A 15,768-nucleotide genomic window follows, 5' to 3' on the forward strand; every position below is an offset into this window, starting at 1 on the left:
GAGCCGGTCCCGTGGGCTACTGGGCGGTCCGCGGATCCTCGCGGAGGATCCGCCAGCACAGGTAGACGCAAGCGCCGGCCGCGGGCGCACCGCCCAGCAGCGTCGCCGCGATGCCGAGCGGGACCACTGATCCGGTCGCGTACAGCGGCACCAGGACCGCGGTGGCGATGGTGAACTTGAGCAGGAACACCGCCGTGCACCTGCGGTACCGCCACAGCTGCCGGGGATCGTGGCGCCAGGCGTGGCGTTCGCCGCGCACCGTGCCCATCACCAACCCGACGACCGGCCACTTCACCAGCAGGGACACCAGGAACAGCACGCCGCCTGCTGCCTGCAGGAGGACGGCGGCGAGGTAGAAGTCGACCGCCTGCCCGGTGGTCCCGGCCAGCAGCGCGGACGCTCCGACCACAAGCAGCCCGATCGCGGGCTGCCAGACCTTGCCGCCGGTGCACAGCCGCACCACGGCCAGTACGACCACACCGCCGGACGCCACCAGGCCGGAGGTCACCACCTCGCCCATGACCAGGTAGGCGACGAGGAACAGCGCTCGCGACGCGACGCTCTCGGCGACCGTGCGCCAACCGCCCACCGCGTCGAACAACGACAACGACCTCCGCGTCAGCATGCTGAAACTCATGCGCCCGCCTTCGCGCCGACAGAGGGGAAACTGGTGCGGCGCATCGTGTCCTCGTAGTCGCCGATCGCGTCCAGCAGGCCGAGCCGACCGCGGTTCGCCTCCACCAGCGCCGCGCAGAGGCGGCGTGCGTCCAGCATCGCCAGGTTGCCGCCGAAACCAGGGGCAAGGTGGATCGCGTCGCCGATGACCGTCACCGAGCCCGCGGGCCAAGCCGGCATCGGCGGGATCGTCCCGATCCGCAGCGCGACGGTGGCATCCCGCCACGCTTCGGCCACGACCGACCGCAGGAACGGAGGCAGATCCGCGGTCAACTCCTCGGCACGGGGCCACACCGCGCCGGACCCGAGCCGCTCCCGCGTGGTGGGCAGGGCCCACATCACGTAGTCCTCGATCCCGGCGACCGCGCTGGGGTGCAAGGTGGGCAACCACTTCCGCCGCGCCTGCACCGGCGGTTGGCTGAACCGCAGCACGCCCAACACCATCGTCGTCCCGCGGATGTGCGCGCTGCCGGCGATGTCGCCGATCAGGTCGGGAAGACCCGTGCCGGCCACGGCGCGCAGCGGGGTCGCACCCATGATCATGCGTCGCCCCGTGTCCACCGGCCGCACGTCGGGCAGGTAACCGCGGCGGACCGCCGAACCGACTCCGTCGGCGCCGACCAGCACATCGGCGATGTCCGCACGACCGTCGGCGAACCACGCCCGGACCGTGCCGTCAGCACACCGCTCGAACCGCGTGAGCTCCGCCCCGAACCGGACCACGTCCTCCAGTCCCGTCAGCAGAACCGCCCTCAGGAGCGGCCGGTCGACCTGTCGACCGGGCCGCGGCCTGCCGTCTATGCCGTCGGACGTCCGAACGCCTGTGGCGACGGGCTCCCCGTCCACCTCGGCCAGCGTCAGGGTCCGCTCTCGCGGTCCTCCCGTGGTGGCCTCCACCATGGCCACGTGCCCCGGCGGAAGGCATGCGCGCAACGCCGACGCGCCCCGGTCGTCGACGTGCAGGCTGACGCCCTGCGGACGTCCCGACGCCCCGTCCCGCTCGTACACCACGACATCGATCCCCGCTCGGCGCAACCCGTGAGCGAGCGTCAACCCGCCCAGACCGGCGCCGACCACCATCACCCTCATCGACCCACCATTCTTCATCGCCTGATGAAGAACACCCTAGAGCGGATCTCAGGGAAACTCCACCAGATGGTGAAGAAATGGGTGTTAAGCTTCGGCGGCCATGGCAGAACACGACGACCACCGTCGCCCCGGACGCTGGCGCTCCGGCGCGGAGAGCAAGCAGCGGGTCCTCCAGGTCGCTCGCGAACTGTTCGACCGCAACGGTTACAACGGCACGACCGTGCGCGCGATCGCCACCGCCGCGGCGGTCGACCCGGCGATGGTGTTCTACTTCTTCGGCACCAAGCAGGGACTGTTCAGTGCCGTGATCGACATGTCCGACAACGTCCCGCCCGCCATCGAGTCGATCTTCGCGGGCGGCGTCGACACCATGGGCGAACGCATCGTCCGGACACTCGTGCAGAACCTCGACAACTCCGACCGCCCGCCCCTGGTGATGCTGACCAGGTCGGCGACGACCGACCCCCGTTCCGAAGCGCTGCTGCGCGAGTTCATCGACCGGGAGATCACCGACCGGCTGGCGGCCCTGCTCGACACGCCGGACGCCGCGCTGCGGGCGGGCATGGTCAACGTCCAGATCCTGGGTCTCGCGGTAGCCCGGTACATCGTGCGCATCGAGCCGATCGCCTCGGCGTCCGTCCACGAACTGGCCACCACCTTCGGCCCGCTCGTGCAGCACTGCCTGACCGGACGAACAGCCGCACCATGAGGGCGCTCCACCCGGTGGACGCTGCGCCCCCGACTCAAGACCACTCGAACCGGCGTCGACCGAAAGCAGGACGCCCCTAGGAGCCGTGTTGACCGCGCTCAGCACCAGAACACGCCAACCCCGGTATCCGACCAGTCCTGCCGACCCAACTGGTCCAGCGAGGCCCGCACCGTGATCGCTCGCGCGCCGGTTCGTGGTCTGGCGCCACGGCTCCAGGAAGACGCCAGCCAATCCGACCGCGAGCATGCGATCGAGGTTTCTGGCGTGGCGGGTTCAGCCGTCCAGTTCGTGAGGTGAGAAGTGCGGGGCGGCGTCGAACCGGCCGAGCGCCGCGTTGAGCCGGCCGAGGTTGCACACGACCACCGCTGACCCCGACCGGCACGGCCGCGCATGTCGAGGCACCCGCTCCCGAACTGAAGCCGCGGGCCGGCACCGGTCGTCTAGCGGCCTACGTGCTCGCCATCGGGGTGGGGGATGTTCATGGCGGTCATGGTTTTCAGCAGCAACGCGCGCAGCTGCCGCTGTTCGTCCTCCGCCAGCATCGCCATCGCACGCGCGTCGACCGGCGCGGTCAGCTCCTGAGCCTGCTCGAGAACCTCGATGCCCCGCTGGGTGATGTCGATCTCGAGCACCCGGCCGTGGGTGGGGTGCGGCGACCGCTGCACGAGTTCACGTTGCTCCAGGTTCGAAATCGCCGCCCACATGCCCTGCGGCGTGACACCGGCACGGCGGCCAAGCTCGGCGCTCGAGAGCCGAGCAGGGGCGTTGATCGCCAACTGGGCGAGCGCGGCCAGCTGGGCCTGAGTCAGGTCGAGTGGGCGCAGGGCGCGCTCGATCTGCTGGTTCATCGTGTTGGAGAGCATTCTGACCAGGAAGGCGATCCGTGTGACCGGTTCGACTGGCACTCGTTCGCCTCCTTGCCCCATGGGCAACCGATCATACAAGCCCGATGCCACGTGCCCGTGCCGTACGCGCCGGTCATCCCGCGCCCCACCTGATCTGGCCACCTTGGCAGTGTATCAACCAGCTGATAAACTGATTGACACACTGAGAGGATCACCGATGATTACTCACTTGCAGAGTGTCGAGATCCACGCGTCGGACCCCGCGGAGCTGCTGCGGTTCTACGAGGACGTGTGGGGGCTATCGCGCGTCGCCGAGTCCGGTGACCGGATCCAGCTCCGCGGTCGCGGACCTGAACACCACGTCCTCACCCTCGCCGCGGGCGAAGATCACCGTCTCGGCGGGATCGGCCTCGCGGCGGGCAGCACGAGCGATGTGGCCGAACTGACCGAGCGGCTGCGTGCCGAGCCGGTCGAAATTCTGGCCGCGAGCGATACACGCGTGGAGTTCCTCGATCCCGAAGGACGTCGCATCGAGGTCAGCTGCGGGTTGCCCGTGCACGCGGAGCCCTCGCCGAACGCGTACGGGCCCGACCGGCTCAGCCACATCGTGCTGAACTCGGTGGATCTCGCCGCGTCGAAGGACTTCTACACCAGGGTACTGGGCTTCAAGATCTCCGACACCTACGAGAACGACCAGATGGTCTTCCTGCGCTGCAACGCCCTGCACCACTGCATCGTGCTCGCACCGGGGGAATGGACCTCGCTCAACCACGTGGCATTCGAGGTCCGCGACACCGACGAAGTGATGAAGGCACTCGGTCGCATGCGCAAGGCCGGTTACGACACCGTGTGGGGACCCGGCCGGCACGGTCCGGGCGGCAACGTCTTCTGCTACTTCGTCGACCCTGTCGGCAACGTCATCGAGTACACCGCAGAACTGCTCGAGGTGGACGACGACTGGGTTCCCAGCGAGTGGCCCCGCACGCAGGAGAACGCCGATGTCTGGGGCACCAGCGGCGGTATCACCCCCGAGGTCGTCCGGGCAATGAGCAACCCACCCCGGGAGTCGGCCCGATGAAGGCGCTGGTCATCCGGTCCTTCGGCGGTCCGGAGGCGCTCGAGCCCGCCGACCTGCCCGATCCGGTACCCGGTCCAGGAGAGATCCGGGTGCGAGTGCACGCCGTGGCGGTCGCCCGGACCAAGGATGTCGCCGCCCGCGCCGGTATGCCTCCCTTCGCCGAGCAGATTCCGGCCCTCCCGCACGTGCTCGGCGCCGAGCACGCCGGAGTCGTCGATCGCGTCGGACCGGACGCCGATGCCGACCTCGTCGGCTCCCGAGTGGTCGTCTCGGCGGTGCTGAGCTGCTCGCAGTGCCGGGCCTGCCGCATGTCCCGCGAGGAGGCGTGCGCCGAGTTCGGTCTCGTCGGGATCCACCGCCAGGGCAGCTATGCCCAGTACTGCGTTGTGCCGGTCGACAACGTCCGCACGATTCCGGCAGAAGTGTCCTTCACCGAGGCAGCGGCGCTCGCGGCCAACGGCGCCGTCGCCAGCGCTCAACTGGACGCCGGTGATGTCGGGCCCGGGGACACTGTGCTGGTGCCAGGTGCTGGTGGCGCGCTGGGCGCGACGGTCGCCGCGCTCGCCGCGTTCCGGGGCGCGCGGGTGATCGGCGTGGACCGCCTGGACCAGAACCCGCGACGGCTGGACGGCCTGCCGCTCGTCGCGCTTGATGGCTCCGATCCGGACCTGTCCGCGCGGATCCTCGATGCCGCTGGGAACGGGGGCCTGAACTGCGTCGTCGACAATCTCGGGATCACCGCGTTGTGCGAGGCCTATCTGCCCGCGCTCGGGGACTTGGGCCGGGTGGTTGTCTCCGGCGCGATCAGTCACGATCCGGTGCCGATCCGCCTGCTCCAGTTCTACCTGCGCAGCCAGTCGTTGATCGGCGTGCGGACCGGTAACCGGCACCAGGTGGACCGACTGTGGGCGGACGTCGCCGCGGGCTTTCGGCCACCGGCCGGGTTCGTCCACGCGATGCCGTGGACCCAAGCCTCCGACGCGCACCTGTCGATCCAGTCGGGCAGCTCCAGCGGACAGCTGGTGCTGACAGTGGAGGCGCCGTGAGCACAACGGCCTTCGAATCACTGGTCAGCTACCGGACGCCGGGAGACCCCAGGACGCGAGTGGGCCTGCTGTCGTGCGGACTTCTCCACGCACCACCCGAACTCGAACACCTCACCGGCGTGATCGACCTGCTGCAGGCGTGGCCATGGGCCGAGGACTACCTTCGCTCCCTCCCGGAGCTGCCGGGACCTGTCGTGCGGGACTGGCAGGCGAGCCTGCTGCTGGAGCATCCGAGAAAGATCCTGTGCTCCGGCCCGAACTACACCGACCACCTGCTCGAGATGGGCGAACAGGTCACCGACGGGTGGCGGCCGTACTTCTTCTTCAAACCTCCGACGACAGCGCTGGCACCCGATGGTGCGTCGGTGCTCATCGGCGGCGGACCGGACGAGAGGGCCGACTGGGAGGGCGAGCTCGGGGTCGTGATCGGCCGCGGCGGCCGGGACATCCCCGTTGCCGAGGCGCTCGGGCACATCGCCGGTTACACCGTGGTCAACGACATTTCCTTTCGTGGCCCGCACAAGCGTCCTAGCGCTCCGGCACCGTTCGTCTGGGACTGGGTTGCCTCGAAGGGGCAGGACACGAGCCTGCCGATCGCCAGTGCGCTGGTGCCGCACTGGCTGGTTCCCGATCCTCAGGATTTGCGGATCGAGACCCGCGTGAACGACGTCGTCCACCAGTCGGGTTCGACCGCGCTGATGGTCTGCGGGGTGGCCGAGCTCGTAGCCGCAGCGAGCGAACTGGTCACCTTGGAACCCGGCGACCTGATCGCTACTGGAACCCCGGCCGGGGTCGGTGCCGGGAAGAACCAGTTCCTCGAGAACGGCGACTTCGTCGAAGTGACGATCCCCGGAATCGGATCCGTGTCCAACACGGTCCGGGTGAGAGCCGGTCGGACGGGCAGGAGAACGCACTGACGTGGCTGTCGTGATCGTGCAGGTGACGTGACCCCAGCAACAGCACCAAGACGGTCAGTCGCATCGCCTTGCCGAAGGCTGCCCTCTCGGGGCTGTCTCCCCCGTCATCGTCGCTCCCTCCTGCGGCGCCGCCGCGAGGCGGACGGCACCACTCTCGCGGCACTCGTCGCCCGTTCCGGGCAGGTGCGTGATTCGTCCGTGGGAGCGCGCTGATCCGCTCGAACCCGACAGCCGCCGTCGTTCAGGAAGCCGAGTAGTCGTAGAAGCCACGGCCGGACTTCCGGCCGTACAAGCCCGCGTCCACCATCCGCAGCAGCAACGGCGGCGGGGCGTAGCGCTGCTCCTTGAATTCCCGGTACATCGAGTCCGCGATCGATTTCATCGTGTCGAGGCCGATCAGGTCGGCCAGCCGCAGAGGACCCATCGGATGAGCGCAACCGAGGACCATGCTCAGATCGATGTCCTGCACGCACGCGGCCCCTGATTCCAGCATGCGGATCGCTGACAGCAGATAGGGGATCAGCAGCGCGTTGACCACGAATCCCGTCCGATCCTGCGCGTTGACCACGACCTTGCCCAAGGTTTCGGCGGCGAACGTACGAGCCCTTTCCACCGTGGCAGGCTCGGTGAGCAGCGACGGGATCAGCTCGACGAGCGACAGGACCGGGACCGGGTTGAAGAAGTGCATCCCGATCACGCGTCCCGGGCGGGAGGTCGCCATGGCCAGTCTCATGATCGGCACCGAGGACGTGTTGGTCGCCAGCACCACGTCCGGCCACGTGAGGACCTTGTCGAGTCGGGAGAACAGGTCGACCTTCAGCTGCTCGTCTTCGGCGATCGCTTCGATGACCAGCTCGCGGTCGGCGAACTCGTCCAGATCGACCGTGTACGACAAGCGACCGAGCGCGTCATCCCGGTCGTGCCGTTCCAGCTTGCCCTTGCGCATCGCCCGGTCGAACGATGTCTCGATCCGTGCTCGCCCTGAGGCGGCCGCCTCGGACGTCAGCTCGCCGACCAGGACGTTCATGCCTGCACGCGCGCAGACTTCGGCGATTCCGGACCCCATCAGACCGGCACCGACCACCCCTACGGAGTTCACCGCCAGGCGCATCTGCACCCCATCCCTACCTTCTCGACGAAATCCGCGTACGCAGCGCCATGACGTTCTGCACGAACGTCTCCCGGGTCACCGACCAGCGTTGTGCGCGAGTCTCGTGATCGAGGGCATCCGCGTGGTGGACGGTCTGCGCCGACTCGCGCAGGGTCCGGGTCAGCGTGAGAACGAACTCCTTTTCGTGGTGCTCCAGTCTGTTCCCGAGGGTGATCGCCACGTCGACGAGTTCGGAGTCCGGATGGACCGCGGAGACGAGACCAACTGCCAACGCCTGCCGGGCGGTCCACTCGTCCCCGAACAGACATGCGAGGGCCGCGTTGCCGGAGCCAACGGCCTTCGTCAGGAGCCAGGTGTGCCCACCGCCCGGATGCAGGTGCAACTGCGTGAATCGGGTGTCGAAGGTCGCGGACTCACCGGCTACGCGGATGTCACAGGCCAGTGCCAGGTTGTAGCCGGCTCCTACTGCGGGGCCGTTGACCGCGGCGATGGTCGGCAACGGGCACCGCAGCACGCGAAGGAAACCGTCGTAGACCCGTTGAACCTTGTCGAAATGACCCTCCGCCGCCGTTTCCAACGTCGACAGCTGGGCTCCGGCGCAGAACGCCGAGCCGCTGCCGGTGAGCACAACGGCTCGGACCACGTCGTCCGATTCGGCCTCGGTCAACGCGTCGTCCAGATCCTGGATCAGCGATTCCGACAGCACGTTGCGACGGTCGGGATCCGCGAGGGTGACGACCGCGACGCCGCCGACGCGCTCGAGGACGACCTTGCGACCGGAGGTCGACGAGATGGTCATGGCAAACCTCTTCTCAGCCACGAGCAGGCGTCGCGATCCAGTGCCCGGTATCGGCGGCGACCGGCGCGCCTTCGGCGTAGATGTGGCGCTGGGCTTCGAAAATGGACGGATGCCCTTTCACGCCGGGGATGTCGTACTCCGTGGGCAGGTGCTCCTGGTGGGCTTTGCGCCAGGCCTCACCACTGGTCCAGCGGGCGATGTTGATGTAGCGGAAGGTGCTGTCGCCCGCGTCCGTGTTGCGATGCAGATGCGCTTCCAGGAGAGCCCCGCCCTTCCGGAAGATCGCCGACGTGCGTTCCCAGTGTTCGAGGAACTCCGCCTCGCGCTCCGCTGGGACGATGAAGACGTTGATCAGGGTCGCTTCCACGGATTCCCCTTCCTAGCGGGCGAGTTCTTCGAGTGATCGTTGACGTGTCTCGATCCCGAACCGGAGGAAGATCGCGAGGCCGATGGCCAGTCCGGCACCGAAGACGACGAATGCGATGACGATGCCGTTGGGCTTCACCACGAGCAGGCTGAGCACGATCGGCGACACGACCGCGGCCAGGCTGCGCAGCGAACTGCCGACCATCGTGGCCCAGGCCCGCATCCGGGTGGGATAGAGCTCGGCGCTGTACATGTAGATCAGCGGGGCGTTGATGTTGACGCCGATCAGCACGACCGCGCCGGAGGCGAACAGCATCGGCCACCCGCGGGCGCCGAGCAGTCCGATCGACACCACACCCAGGATTGTGCCGAGCAAGGCGAGCGAATAGCCGGTGATGAACCAGAACCGGCGTCCGATCCGGTCCAGCGTCAGCGCCGCCACGAACAGCACGGCGAGGTCCCCGATCGTGATCGCGCCGGTCAGCAGCGAGGCCACGGCGGGTGTGAGGCCGCCGATCTTCACCAGCAGGGTGGGCATGAACGTGGTGAATCCCCACAGCGCGAAGTACGTGGTCAGCCAGGTCGACCACAGCAATGCGGTCCGGGCGCGGTAGTCCCGGCTGAGCAGTTCGCCGAACCGGGTACGACCGCGCGGCGGCGGCACAGCGGCAACGTTGCCGTCCACTGTGGTCGGTACCTGCCCGTCCGGCCGATGTGCGACACGCTCCATCTCGTCGACCACGTGGTCTGCTTCGTCGACCCTGCCGTGTTCGACGAGATAGCGGGGCGATTCGGGCAACCGGAACCACGCCCAGACGGCCGTGACCAGCGGGAGTGCGCCGAGGAGGAACAAGCCGCGCCAGGCGGTCTCCGGTGGGAACACGGCCAGGAACAGGCCACCCACGAGCGAGGCGAGGAGAATGCCCCAGACGAACAGACTTTCGTACAGGGTCACGATCCGGCCGCGTGCGCCGGCCCGGACGAACTCGTTGAACATCGCCGCGGCGACGGGGACCTCCGCTCCCAGCCCGATCCCCTGCACCAGCCGGATCGCCATCAAGCTGTCGATGCTCCAGGAGAATGCGGCGAGCAGGGAGAGCCCGCCGAAGATCAGGGACGCGACGATGTAGGCCCATTTCCGGCCGTAGCGCTCCGACAGGATGCCGAACCCGATCGCGCCCAGCATCTGGCCGACGTAGCCTGCGGCGATGAGCAGCCCGGCGACCGACAGCGGTGCGCCGAAGGTTGTGAGGATCGAGGTCAGTGCGACCGCGACGACGAGTCCGTCGAAGGAGTCGATGAGCGTGCCGACGCCCAGGATCGTCGCGACCCTGAGGTGGACGCGGGTGAAGGGGAGTCGTTCGAGCCGGGCGAGAACCTCGGCCCCGGTGGGCGGGTTTGTGGTTGTTCTGTCTGCGCTCGGCGCTGAGGGCAGCTCGGTCATGGCGGATCGTCTCCTCGGTGGAGGGTTCGGGTCAGCGGTGGAGGACGAGCGCGAGCCCTTGTCCCACGCCGATGCACGCGGTGGCGACGCCGAGCGCGGCGTCGCGGTCGGCCAGTTCGGCGGCGAGGGTGCCGACGAGCCTGGCGCCGGTCGCGCCGAGCGGATGCCCGAGCGCGATGGCCCCGCCGTTGGGGTTGACCCGGTCCGGGTCCAGCCCGTCCAGCTCGGCGAGGCAGGCGAGCGCCTGGGCCGCGAACGCCTCATTGAGCTCCATGACGTCCACGTCGCGCAGGTCGCGTCCGGCACGGTGCAGGGCGCGCCGGGTGGCTTCGACCGGTCCGAGCCCGAATAGCCGTGGTTCCGACGCGGTCACGCCGGAGGCGGCGATCCTGGCCAGCGGATCGAGGCCGAACCGCGTCAACGCCGAGTCGCTCATCAGCAGGACCGCCGAGGCGCCGTCGTTGATCGGTGAGGAGTTTCCCGCGGTGACAGTGCCTTCGCTGCGGAAGGCGGGCTTCAACCGTCCCAGCGCGGCGAGGTCGCTGTCGGACCGAACCCCTTCGTCGCGGTCGAGGTCCCACTCCCCCTTGACCAGCTCCCGGTCGAACCGCCCGCGCAGCTGCGCGGCCGCGGCCTTGTGGTGGCTGGCGAGCGCGAAGGCGTCTTGTGCCGCACGGTCGATTCCGTAGCTGTCGGCCAGTATTTCGGCGCCCTCGCCCATGGGGATGGTATGCGTGGGATCCATCCGCGGATTGGTCATGCGCCAGCCGATGCTGGAGGAGTACGCGACGTGGTCGCGGTGCGGGAACGCGCGGTCCGGCTTGGGCAGGATCCACGGCGCACGGGTCATCGACTCCACGCCACCGGCGACGACGACGTCGGCGTCACCGATGGCGATGGCCCGGTAGCCGGAGATGACGGCTTCCAAGCCGGAGCCGCACAGCCGGTTGACCGTGGCCCCTGGCGTGCGGATCGGCAGGCCCGCCAGCAGAACGGCCATGCGGGCCACGTTGCGGTTGTCCTCGCCCGCCCCGTTGACGTTGCCGAGGATGACGTCGTCGATGTGCTCGGTGACCTGCGGATGGCGGGCGACGAGCTCGCGCAGCACCGTGGCGGCGAGGTCATCGGGCCGCACGCCGGACAGGCCGCCACCGAACCGGCCGAACGGGGTCCGCGCGAGATCGACCACGTGGACAGCCGACGGCGTGGTCACGGCGTGACCTCGCTCAGCGCCGCCACAAGGTCCTTTTTGGACACTTTCCCGACGGGCGAGAGCGGGAAAGCGTCCATGGTCTCAAGTCGCTCGGGCAGTTTGAACGAAGCGATTTCTTGCGCCCGCAGGAACGTGACCAGCTCGTCCAGGGTCGGCGTTGGCAGGCCGGGCTTGACGATCACGCAGGCACACATCTGCTCACCCAGTTCGGGATGGGGCAGCGCGACGCAGGCGACGTCGAGCACGGCGGGGTGGCCGAGGATGAGGTTCTCGATCTCTTCGGCCGAGATCTTCTCGCCACCGCGGTTGATCAGGTCCTTGCGGCGGCCTGCGACGACGTAGTTGCCGGACGGGTGGCGCCACATGAGGTCCCCGGACCGGTAGAACCCGTCGTCGGTGAACGCCCGCGCGTTGTGCTCGGGCGCGCGGTAGTACCCGCGCAAGGTGTACGGGCCGCGGCACAGCAGCTCGCCGACCTCGCCGTCGGCTACGTCCTGACCCGCTTCGTCGACGAGCCTCACCTCGTCGTCGGGACAGATCGGGCGGCCGACGGTCTCCAGCCGGACCTCGGCCGGGTCGTCGAGCCGGACGAACATCAGGAGGCCCTCGGCCATGCCGAAGTTCTCCTGCACTGTGCAGTTGGGCAGCAGCTTCTCGGCCAGCAGCCGGGTTTCCGGCTGCAGCCGCTGGCCGCCGCTCTGGATCACCCGGACCGACGAGAGGTCGTAACGGGAGATGGCCGGATCGTTGAGCCAGCGGATGAGCAGCGCCGGAACCACGTGGATGTGCGTGACGCCGAACCGCTCGATGAGCGGGAACACCTCCTCGGCGCGCGTGCTGGGATGCAGGACCACACGGGCGCCGCGCATCAGGAAGCCCTGCATGCCGGGACAGGCCAGCGGCAGGTTGTGCGCGATGGGCAGGACATCGAGCAGGCAGTCGTCGGGCCGCACATCGCAGACGCCGACGGCCAGCCGCGAGTTGAACTCGTAGTCGTTGTGGGTGCGCGGGATGAGCTTGGGGATGCCGGTGGTGCCGCCGGAGAGCTGGAACACGGCCGGGTCGTCGGGGTCGATCCTCAGTGCCGCGATGTCGGCGTCCGTTGCGGCCGGTTCGGCCGCGAGGAGGTCGGCGAGGGCGATGAACCCGTCCGGGGCGTCGCCGTCGACGATCCTCAGCCGCAGCGAGGGTGCGGCCTGATGGATGCGGGTGATGATCTCGCGGAAGTCGGTGTCGCGGTTACGATCCGGCGTCACGCAGGCCACCGCGCCGGACAGCCGGATGAACTGCTCCAGCTCGCGGTAGCGGTGCTGGCGCAAAGCCATGATCGGAATGGCGCCCAGCTTCTGCAGGGCGAGGTAGAGGTAGGCGAACGGCGCGTCGTTGGCGAGCTGCACCACGACCCGGTCCAGCGGACGCAGACCACGGTCGTAGAGGGTGCGGGCCAGGCGGGAGGCTCGCTCGATCAGCATGCGGTACGTGATGTCCTCACGGCCGGTCCGCACGGCGAGCCGGTCGGCATTGGCGGCGCACAGGGCGTCGAAGACGTCACGCAGCGGCTGGTCGCGCCAGTACCCGCGTTCGCGCCAGCGCGCGGCGGCTTCCGGTGGGTGGGGGACGACTCCGTCCAAAGGCATGGCTCGTTCTCCGTGGTTCAGGTCGTGGCCGAGAAGCCGCCGTCGATCACGACGATTTCGCCGGTGACGAAAGGGTTCGAGGTGATCAGGGAGACGACGGTCTGGGCGACGTCGTCGGCGGTGACGCACCGGCGCAACGGGGTCAGCCGGGCGCGACGTTCCATCAGCCGGTCGTAGTCGTCGCCGAGCTGATCTTCCATCCAGTCGCCGACCATCCAGCCGGGTGCGACCGCGTTGACCCTGATTTCGGGGCCCAGTGCGCCGGCGAGCGTCTTCGTCAGCGACACGACGGCCGCTTTCGAGGCCGCGTAGGGGAATGGCTGGGGTCCGGGTCGCAGTCCGACGATGCTGGCGGTGTTGACCACCGCGGCGTGCGGGGAACGCCGCAGCAACGGCACGGCGGCGCGGGTGACCTGGAACAGGCCGCGCACATTGACGGCGAACACGCGATCCCAGTCGGCCATCGACAGGCCGTCGAGGTCCGAGGGCGGGGTGTTCACGGTCGTTCCGGCGTTGTTGACCAACGCGTCGAGCCGGCCGAACTCCTCGTCGACGCGTCCGAGCATCGCCAGGACGGCGTCTTCGTCTGCGACGTCGGCCTGCACCGTGATGGCGCGAGCGCCTGCGGCTTCGGCCTTGAGCGCGACTTCGTGGGCCGCGTCCTTGCTGGACGCGTAGTTGATCACGACGTCGTAGCCGTGTGCCGCGAGCGCGAGCGCGTTGCTGCGCCCGATGCCGCTGGAGGCCCCGGTGACCAGCGCTACGGGGCGTTGTGCGTTCATCTCGACTCCTTCGGCGGTGATGTGGTGCGGGCTAGAGGCCCAGCACGCGCTCGGCGTTGCGGTGGAAGACGGCGTGCATGACCTCCTCGGCGTAGCCGAGCTCGTCCCATTCGCGCAGGATGCGCTCGTAGGGCATCGAGGGGTGGTCGCTGCCGAACATGATCTTGTCGCGCAGCCGGCCGCGGATGTCGGTGCGCAGCGATGGCGGGAAGTACTTCGGTGCCCAGCCGGACATCTCCCAATAGACGTTGCCCTTGTGCAGTGCCACGGCGGTCATCTCATCGATCCACGGCCATCCGGGGTGCGACGCGATGATGGTGAGGTTCGGGTACCGGGCGGCCAGCTCGTCGACCGCCATGGGGTGGGCGTGGCGGATTCGGGCGCCCATGCCGCCCGGCATGCCCGCGCCCATGCCGGTCGTGCCGACGTCGATCATCACCGGGACACCGAGGCCGTCGATGGTCTCCCACAGCGGGCCGAGCGCGGGGTCGTCGACCGAGAAGTGCCCCATGATCGGGTGGAAGTGGAACCCGAGCACGCCGTGGTCCTTGACGGCGATCTCGGCCTCCTCGCACGCGGCTTCACCCTTGTGCGGATCGACCGCGCCCCAGGCTCCGATGAAGACGCCGGGATGACGGTCGCGCATCCCCGCGACGTAGGCGTTGGTGCAGGGCGGGGTGTTCGTCACCGTCTCGATGTCGAAGGCCACCAACACCGCCTCAACGCCGTGGGCGGCGACGTCGGCCGCGACCGCGTCCTCCTCCCGAGCGGCCCACGGCCGCTTCCAGTAGGTCGCGAGGGCTTCGACATAGGGGCCCTGGGACGCGATCCACGGCGCCGTGCCCGGGTAACAGTGCAGGTCGATCCTCCGCATTATCAACTCCTTGATATGTACTTACTGGCGTAGTTAATATGAAGACGTCCGTGGACGCAAGGGGCACTTGAGGGGGCCGCCGGGATCGACATGCGACGGCGAGAGCACGCCGAAAGGAGCCGAACGGCCATAGCGATCCGGGGCCTGGCGGTGCGCGCGGGTGACTGGGTCGACCTCGGGGATGCGGCACGAGGTCGAGGCTCGTCGCTAAACTACCAACCGCGGTAGGTTGCACTGGAGGGGAAGCATGACCGATCTGGCGGTAGAGCGGCTCACAGAGCTGGGGTTCTCGACGTACGAGGCGCGAACGTACGTAGGTCTGCTGAGCACCGGCACCGCGACGGGGTACGCCGTGTCCCTCGCTACCGGCGTACCGCAGCCGAAGGTCTACGAGACGCTCAGGCGGCTGAAGGAGCGCGACGCGGTCGTCGAACTGCCAGGACGACCAGTGCGATGGTCGGCCGTTCCACCTGACGCACTCCTCGACCGGCTCAACAACAGCTTCGCCGACCGGCTGGTTTCCGCCCGCGACGAACTGGCCACGCTCGCATCGGTTCCGCCCGACGCGGAACCACAGCTCGTCTGGCGCCTCACCGACGGTGCTCGGATCCTCGAGGCCGCAAGCGCCCTCATCGCCTCCGCGGCACGGCACGTGTACATCTCCGGAACCGCCGATCCGCTACGGGAACTGACCGATCCGATCGAGGCCGGCGAAAGACGAGGCGTCGAGTTCAGCATCCTGCACTTCGGCGACATCCCCTTTCACCTGACCAACGGACGAACCTTCCGGCACGCGACCACCGACGCGGTACTGCGACCATCACATCGCGCCAAGCACCTCGCCATCGTCGTCGACTCGACCACAACACTGTGGTCCGTCGCCCGCGACGGCAAGAAGTGGGAAGGACTCCGCGCCGACGACCCGCTGCTGACCAGCGCGGTGAAGGGATACATTCGGCACGACATATTCGTGCAGCGGATGTACGCCGCCATGCCCGACGAACTGAGCGAGCACTTCGGCCCCGGATTGCTGCGTCTGGCCGACTTGTCGCCAGAACTCCCGATGGAGACCAGTGGGCGGGTGAACGCGGCAGAGGCGTAGCGATTCTGCCTGATATTCGACGGACCGGTCTACCTGGACGCAATGAGCCGCCGTGTCCGAACCGGCCGCGACCGGCGACTG

The 15,768-nt window shown here is 68.6% G+C and carries 16 protein-coding genes; 5 read left to right on the forward strand and 11 right to left on the reverse strand.

Annotated elements, in window-relative coordinates:
- Window positions 1–16: 16 nt before the first annotated feature.
- Together CLV43_RS19770 and CLV43_RS19775 are read right to left on the reverse strand one after the other, a co-directional pair.
- Window positions 17–637 carry a DUF3159 domain-containing protein gene (locus CLV43_RS19770; protein ID WP_106188671.1) on the reverse strand — a complete coding sequence of 207 codons (621 nt, stop codon included), beginning with the start codon at window positions 635–637 and terminating at the stop codon, window positions 17–19.
- On the reverse strand, window positions 634–1,764 hold the full coding sequence (locus tag CLV43_RS19775) for an FAD-dependent oxidoreductase (protein WP_170155918.1): 1,131 nt from the start codon (window positions 1,762–1,764) through the stop codon (window positions 634–636). The genes CLV43_RS19770 and CLV43_RS19775 overlap by 4 nt, the downstream gene beginning before the upstream one ends.
- 100 nt (window positions 1,765–1,864) lie before the next feature.
- Between CLV43_RS19775 and CLV43_RS19780 the strand changes: the two genes are divergently transcribed.
- Window positions 1,865–2,473, forward strand: coding sequence for a TetR/AcrR family transcriptional regulator (locus CLV43_RS19780; RefSeq protein WP_106188672.1), 609 nt, complete (start codon window positions 1,865–1,867; stop codon window positions 2,471–2,473).
- Between the two features lie 440 nt (window positions 2,474–2,913).
- Here the strand turns inward: CLV43_RS19780 and CLV43_RS19785 are convergent, their stop codons facing one another.
- Window positions 2,914–3,378, reverse strand: a complete 465-nt coding sequence (locus tag CLV43_RS19785) for a MarR family winged helix-turn-helix transcriptional regulator (protein WP_170155919.1) — start codon at window positions 3,376–3,378, stop codon at window positions 2,914–2,916.
- A gap of 157 nt (window positions 3,379–3,535) precedes the next feature.
- On the opposite strand from CLV43_RS19785, the gene CLV43_RS19790 reads away from it, so the two are divergent.
- The 3 genes from CLV43_RS19790 to CLV43_RS19800 are packed head-to-tail and all read left to right on the forward strand — an operon-like array spanning window position 3,536 to window position 6,359.
- Window positions 3,536–4,396 carry a VOC family protein gene (locus tag CLV43_RS19790; RefSeq protein ID WP_170155920.1) on the forward strand — a complete coding sequence of 287 codons (861 nt, stop codon included), beginning with the start codon at window positions 3,536–3,538 and terminating at the stop codon, window positions 4,394–4,396.
- On the forward strand, window positions 4,393–5,442 hold the full coding sequence (locus CLV43_RS19795; RefSeq protein ID WP_106188675.1) for an alcohol dehydrogenase catalytic domain-containing protein: 1,050 nt from the start codon (window positions 4,393–4,395) through the stop codon (window positions 5,440–5,442). Before CLV43_RS19790 ends, CLV43_RS19795 begins: the two co-directional genes overlap by 4 nt.
- A complete protein-coding gene (locus CLV43_RS19800) occupies window positions 5,439–6,359 on the forward strand; it encodes a fumarylacetoacetate hydrolase family protein (RefSeq protein ID WP_146174812.1) in 921 nt (306 codons plus the stop codon). The genes CLV43_RS19795 and CLV43_RS19800 overlap by 4 nt, the downstream gene beginning before the upstream one ends.
- 241 nt (window positions 6,360–6,600) lie before the next feature.
- On the opposite strand, the gene CLV43_RS19805 is transcribed toward CLV43_RS19800, so the two are convergent.
- The 8 genes from CLV43_RS19805 to CLV43_RS19840 are packed head-to-tail and all read right to left on the reverse strand — an operon-like array spanning window position 6,601 to window position 14,585.
- A complete protein-coding gene (locus tag CLV43_RS19805) occupies window positions 6,601–7,470 on the reverse strand; it encodes a 3-hydroxybutyryl-CoA dehydrogenase (protein ID WP_106188840.1) in 870 nt (289 codons plus the stop codon).
- A 13-nt stretch (window positions 7,471–7,483) separates the two neighbouring features.
- Window positions 7,484–8,269, reverse strand: coding sequence for an enoyl-CoA hydratase-related protein (locus tag CLV43_RS19810; protein WP_106188841.1), 786 nt, complete (start codon window positions 8,267–8,269; stop codon window positions 7,484–7,486).
- Between the two features lie 13 nt (window positions 8,270–8,282).
- On the reverse strand, window positions 8,283–8,636 hold the full coding sequence (locus CLV43_RS19815; RefSeq protein WP_106188677.1) for an antibiotic biosynthesis monooxygenase family protein: 354 nt from the start codon (window positions 8,634–8,636) through the stop codon (window positions 8,283–8,285).
- A 12-nt stretch (window positions 8,637–8,648) separates the two neighbouring features.
- The gene (locus CLV43_RS19820) at window positions 8,649–10,079 is read right to left on the reverse strand and encodes an MFS transporter (protein ID WP_106188678.1); all 1,431 of its coding nucleotides are present in this window, start codon (window positions 10,077–10,079) and stop codon (window positions 8,649–8,651) included.
- Window positions 10,080–10,110: 31 nt separating this feature from the next.
- Window positions 10,111–11,292, reverse strand: coding sequence for a thiolase family protein (locus CLV43_RS19825; protein WP_106188679.1), 1,182 nt, complete (start codon window positions 11,290–11,292; stop codon window positions 10,111–10,113).
- Window positions 11,289–12,929 carry a (2,3-dihydroxybenzoyl)adenylate synthase gene (locus tag CLV43_RS19830; RefSeq protein WP_106188680.1) on the reverse strand — a complete coding sequence of 547 codons (1,641 nt, stop codon included), beginning with the start codon at window positions 12,927–12,929 and terminating at the stop codon, window positions 11,289–11,291. Before CLV43_RS19830 ends, CLV43_RS19825 begins: the two co-directional genes overlap by 4 nt.
- A 17-nt stretch (window positions 12,930–12,946) precedes the next feature.
- Complete coding sequence (locus tag CLV43_RS19835) at window positions 12,947–13,711, reverse strand: SDR family NAD(P)-dependent oxidoreductase (protein ID WP_106188681.1); 765 nt, start codon at window positions 13,709–13,711, stop codon at window positions 12,947–12,949.
- 31 nt (window positions 13,712–13,742) lie between these two features.
- On the reverse strand, window positions 13,743–14,585 hold the full coding sequence (locus CLV43_RS19840; protein ID WP_106188682.1) for an amidohydrolase family protein: 843 nt from the start codon (window positions 14,583–14,585) through the stop codon (window positions 13,743–13,745).
- A 247-nt stretch (window positions 14,586–14,832) separates the two neighbouring features.
- On the opposite strand from CLV43_RS19840, the gene CLV43_RS19845 reads away from it, so the two are divergent.
- Window positions 14,833–15,687, forward strand: coding sequence for a TrmB family transcriptional regulator (locus CLV43_RS19845; RefSeq protein WP_106188683.1), 855 nt, complete (start codon window positions 14,833–14,835; stop codon window positions 15,685–15,687).
- The last annotated feature ends 81 nt before the right edge of the window (window positions 15,688–15,768 follow it).

The organism is Umezawaea tangerina, from assembly GCF_003002815.1.
GTDB classification, from domain to species: domain Bacteria; phylum Actinomycetota; class Actinomycetes; order Mycobacteriales; family Pseudonocardiaceae; genus Umezawaea; species Umezawaea tangerina.

What these genes read in the sequence shown, in the direction of transcription:
- CLV43_RS19845 (WP_106188683.1), top strand. Translation starts at nt 14,833, where the DNA reads ATGACCGATCTGGCGGTAGAGCGGCTCACAGAGCTGGGGTTCTCGACG.
- CLV43_RS19775 (WP_170155918.1), bottom strand. Translation starts at nt 1,764, where the DNA reads ATGAGGGTGATGGTGGTCGGCGCCGGTCTGGGCGGGTTGACGCTCGCT.
- CLV43_RS19795 (WP_106188675.1), top strand. Translation starts at nt 4,393, where the DNA reads ATGAAGGCGCTGGTCATCCGGTCCTTCGGCGGTCCGGAGGCGCTCGAG.
- CLV43_RS19830 (WP_106188680.1), bottom strand. Translation starts at nt 12,929, where the DNA reads ATGCCTTTGGACGGAGTCGTCCCCCACCCACCGGAAGCCGCCGCGCGC.
- CLV43_RS19820 (WP_106188678.1), bottom strand. Translation starts at nt 10,079, where the DNA reads ATGACCGAGCTGCCCTCAGCGCCGAGCGCAGACAGAACAACCACAAAC.
- CLV43_RS19770 (WP_106188671.1), bottom strand. Translation starts at nt 637, where the DNA reads ATGAGTTTCAGCATGCTGACGCGGAGGTCGTTGTCGTTGTTCGACGCG.
- CLV43_RS19790 (WP_170155920.1), top strand. Translation starts at nt 3,536, where the DNA reads ATGATTACTCACTTGCAGAGTGTCGAGATCCACGCGTCGGACCCCGCG.
- CLV43_RS19805 (WP_106188840.1), bottom strand. Translation starts at nt 7,470, where the DNA reads ATGCGCCTGGCGGTGAACTCCGTAGGGGTGGTCGGTGCCGGTCTGATG.
- CLV43_RS19810 (WP_106188841.1), bottom strand. Translation starts at nt 8,269, where the DNA reads ATGACCATCTCGTCGACCTCCGGTCGCAAGGTCGTCCTCGAGCGCGTC.
- CLV43_RS19835 (WP_106188681.1), bottom strand. Translation starts at nt 13,711, where the DNA reads ATGAACGCACAACGCCCCGTAGCGCTGGTCACCGGGGCCTCCAGCGGC.
- CLV43_RS19840 (WP_106188682.1), bottom strand. Translation starts at nt 14,585, where the DNA reads ATGCGGAGGATCGACCTGCACTGTTACCCGGGCACGGCGCCGTGGATC.
- CLV43_RS19780 (WP_106188672.1), top strand. Translation starts at nt 1,865, where the DNA reads ATGGCAGAACACGACGACCACCGTCGCCCCGGACGCTGGCGCTCCGGC.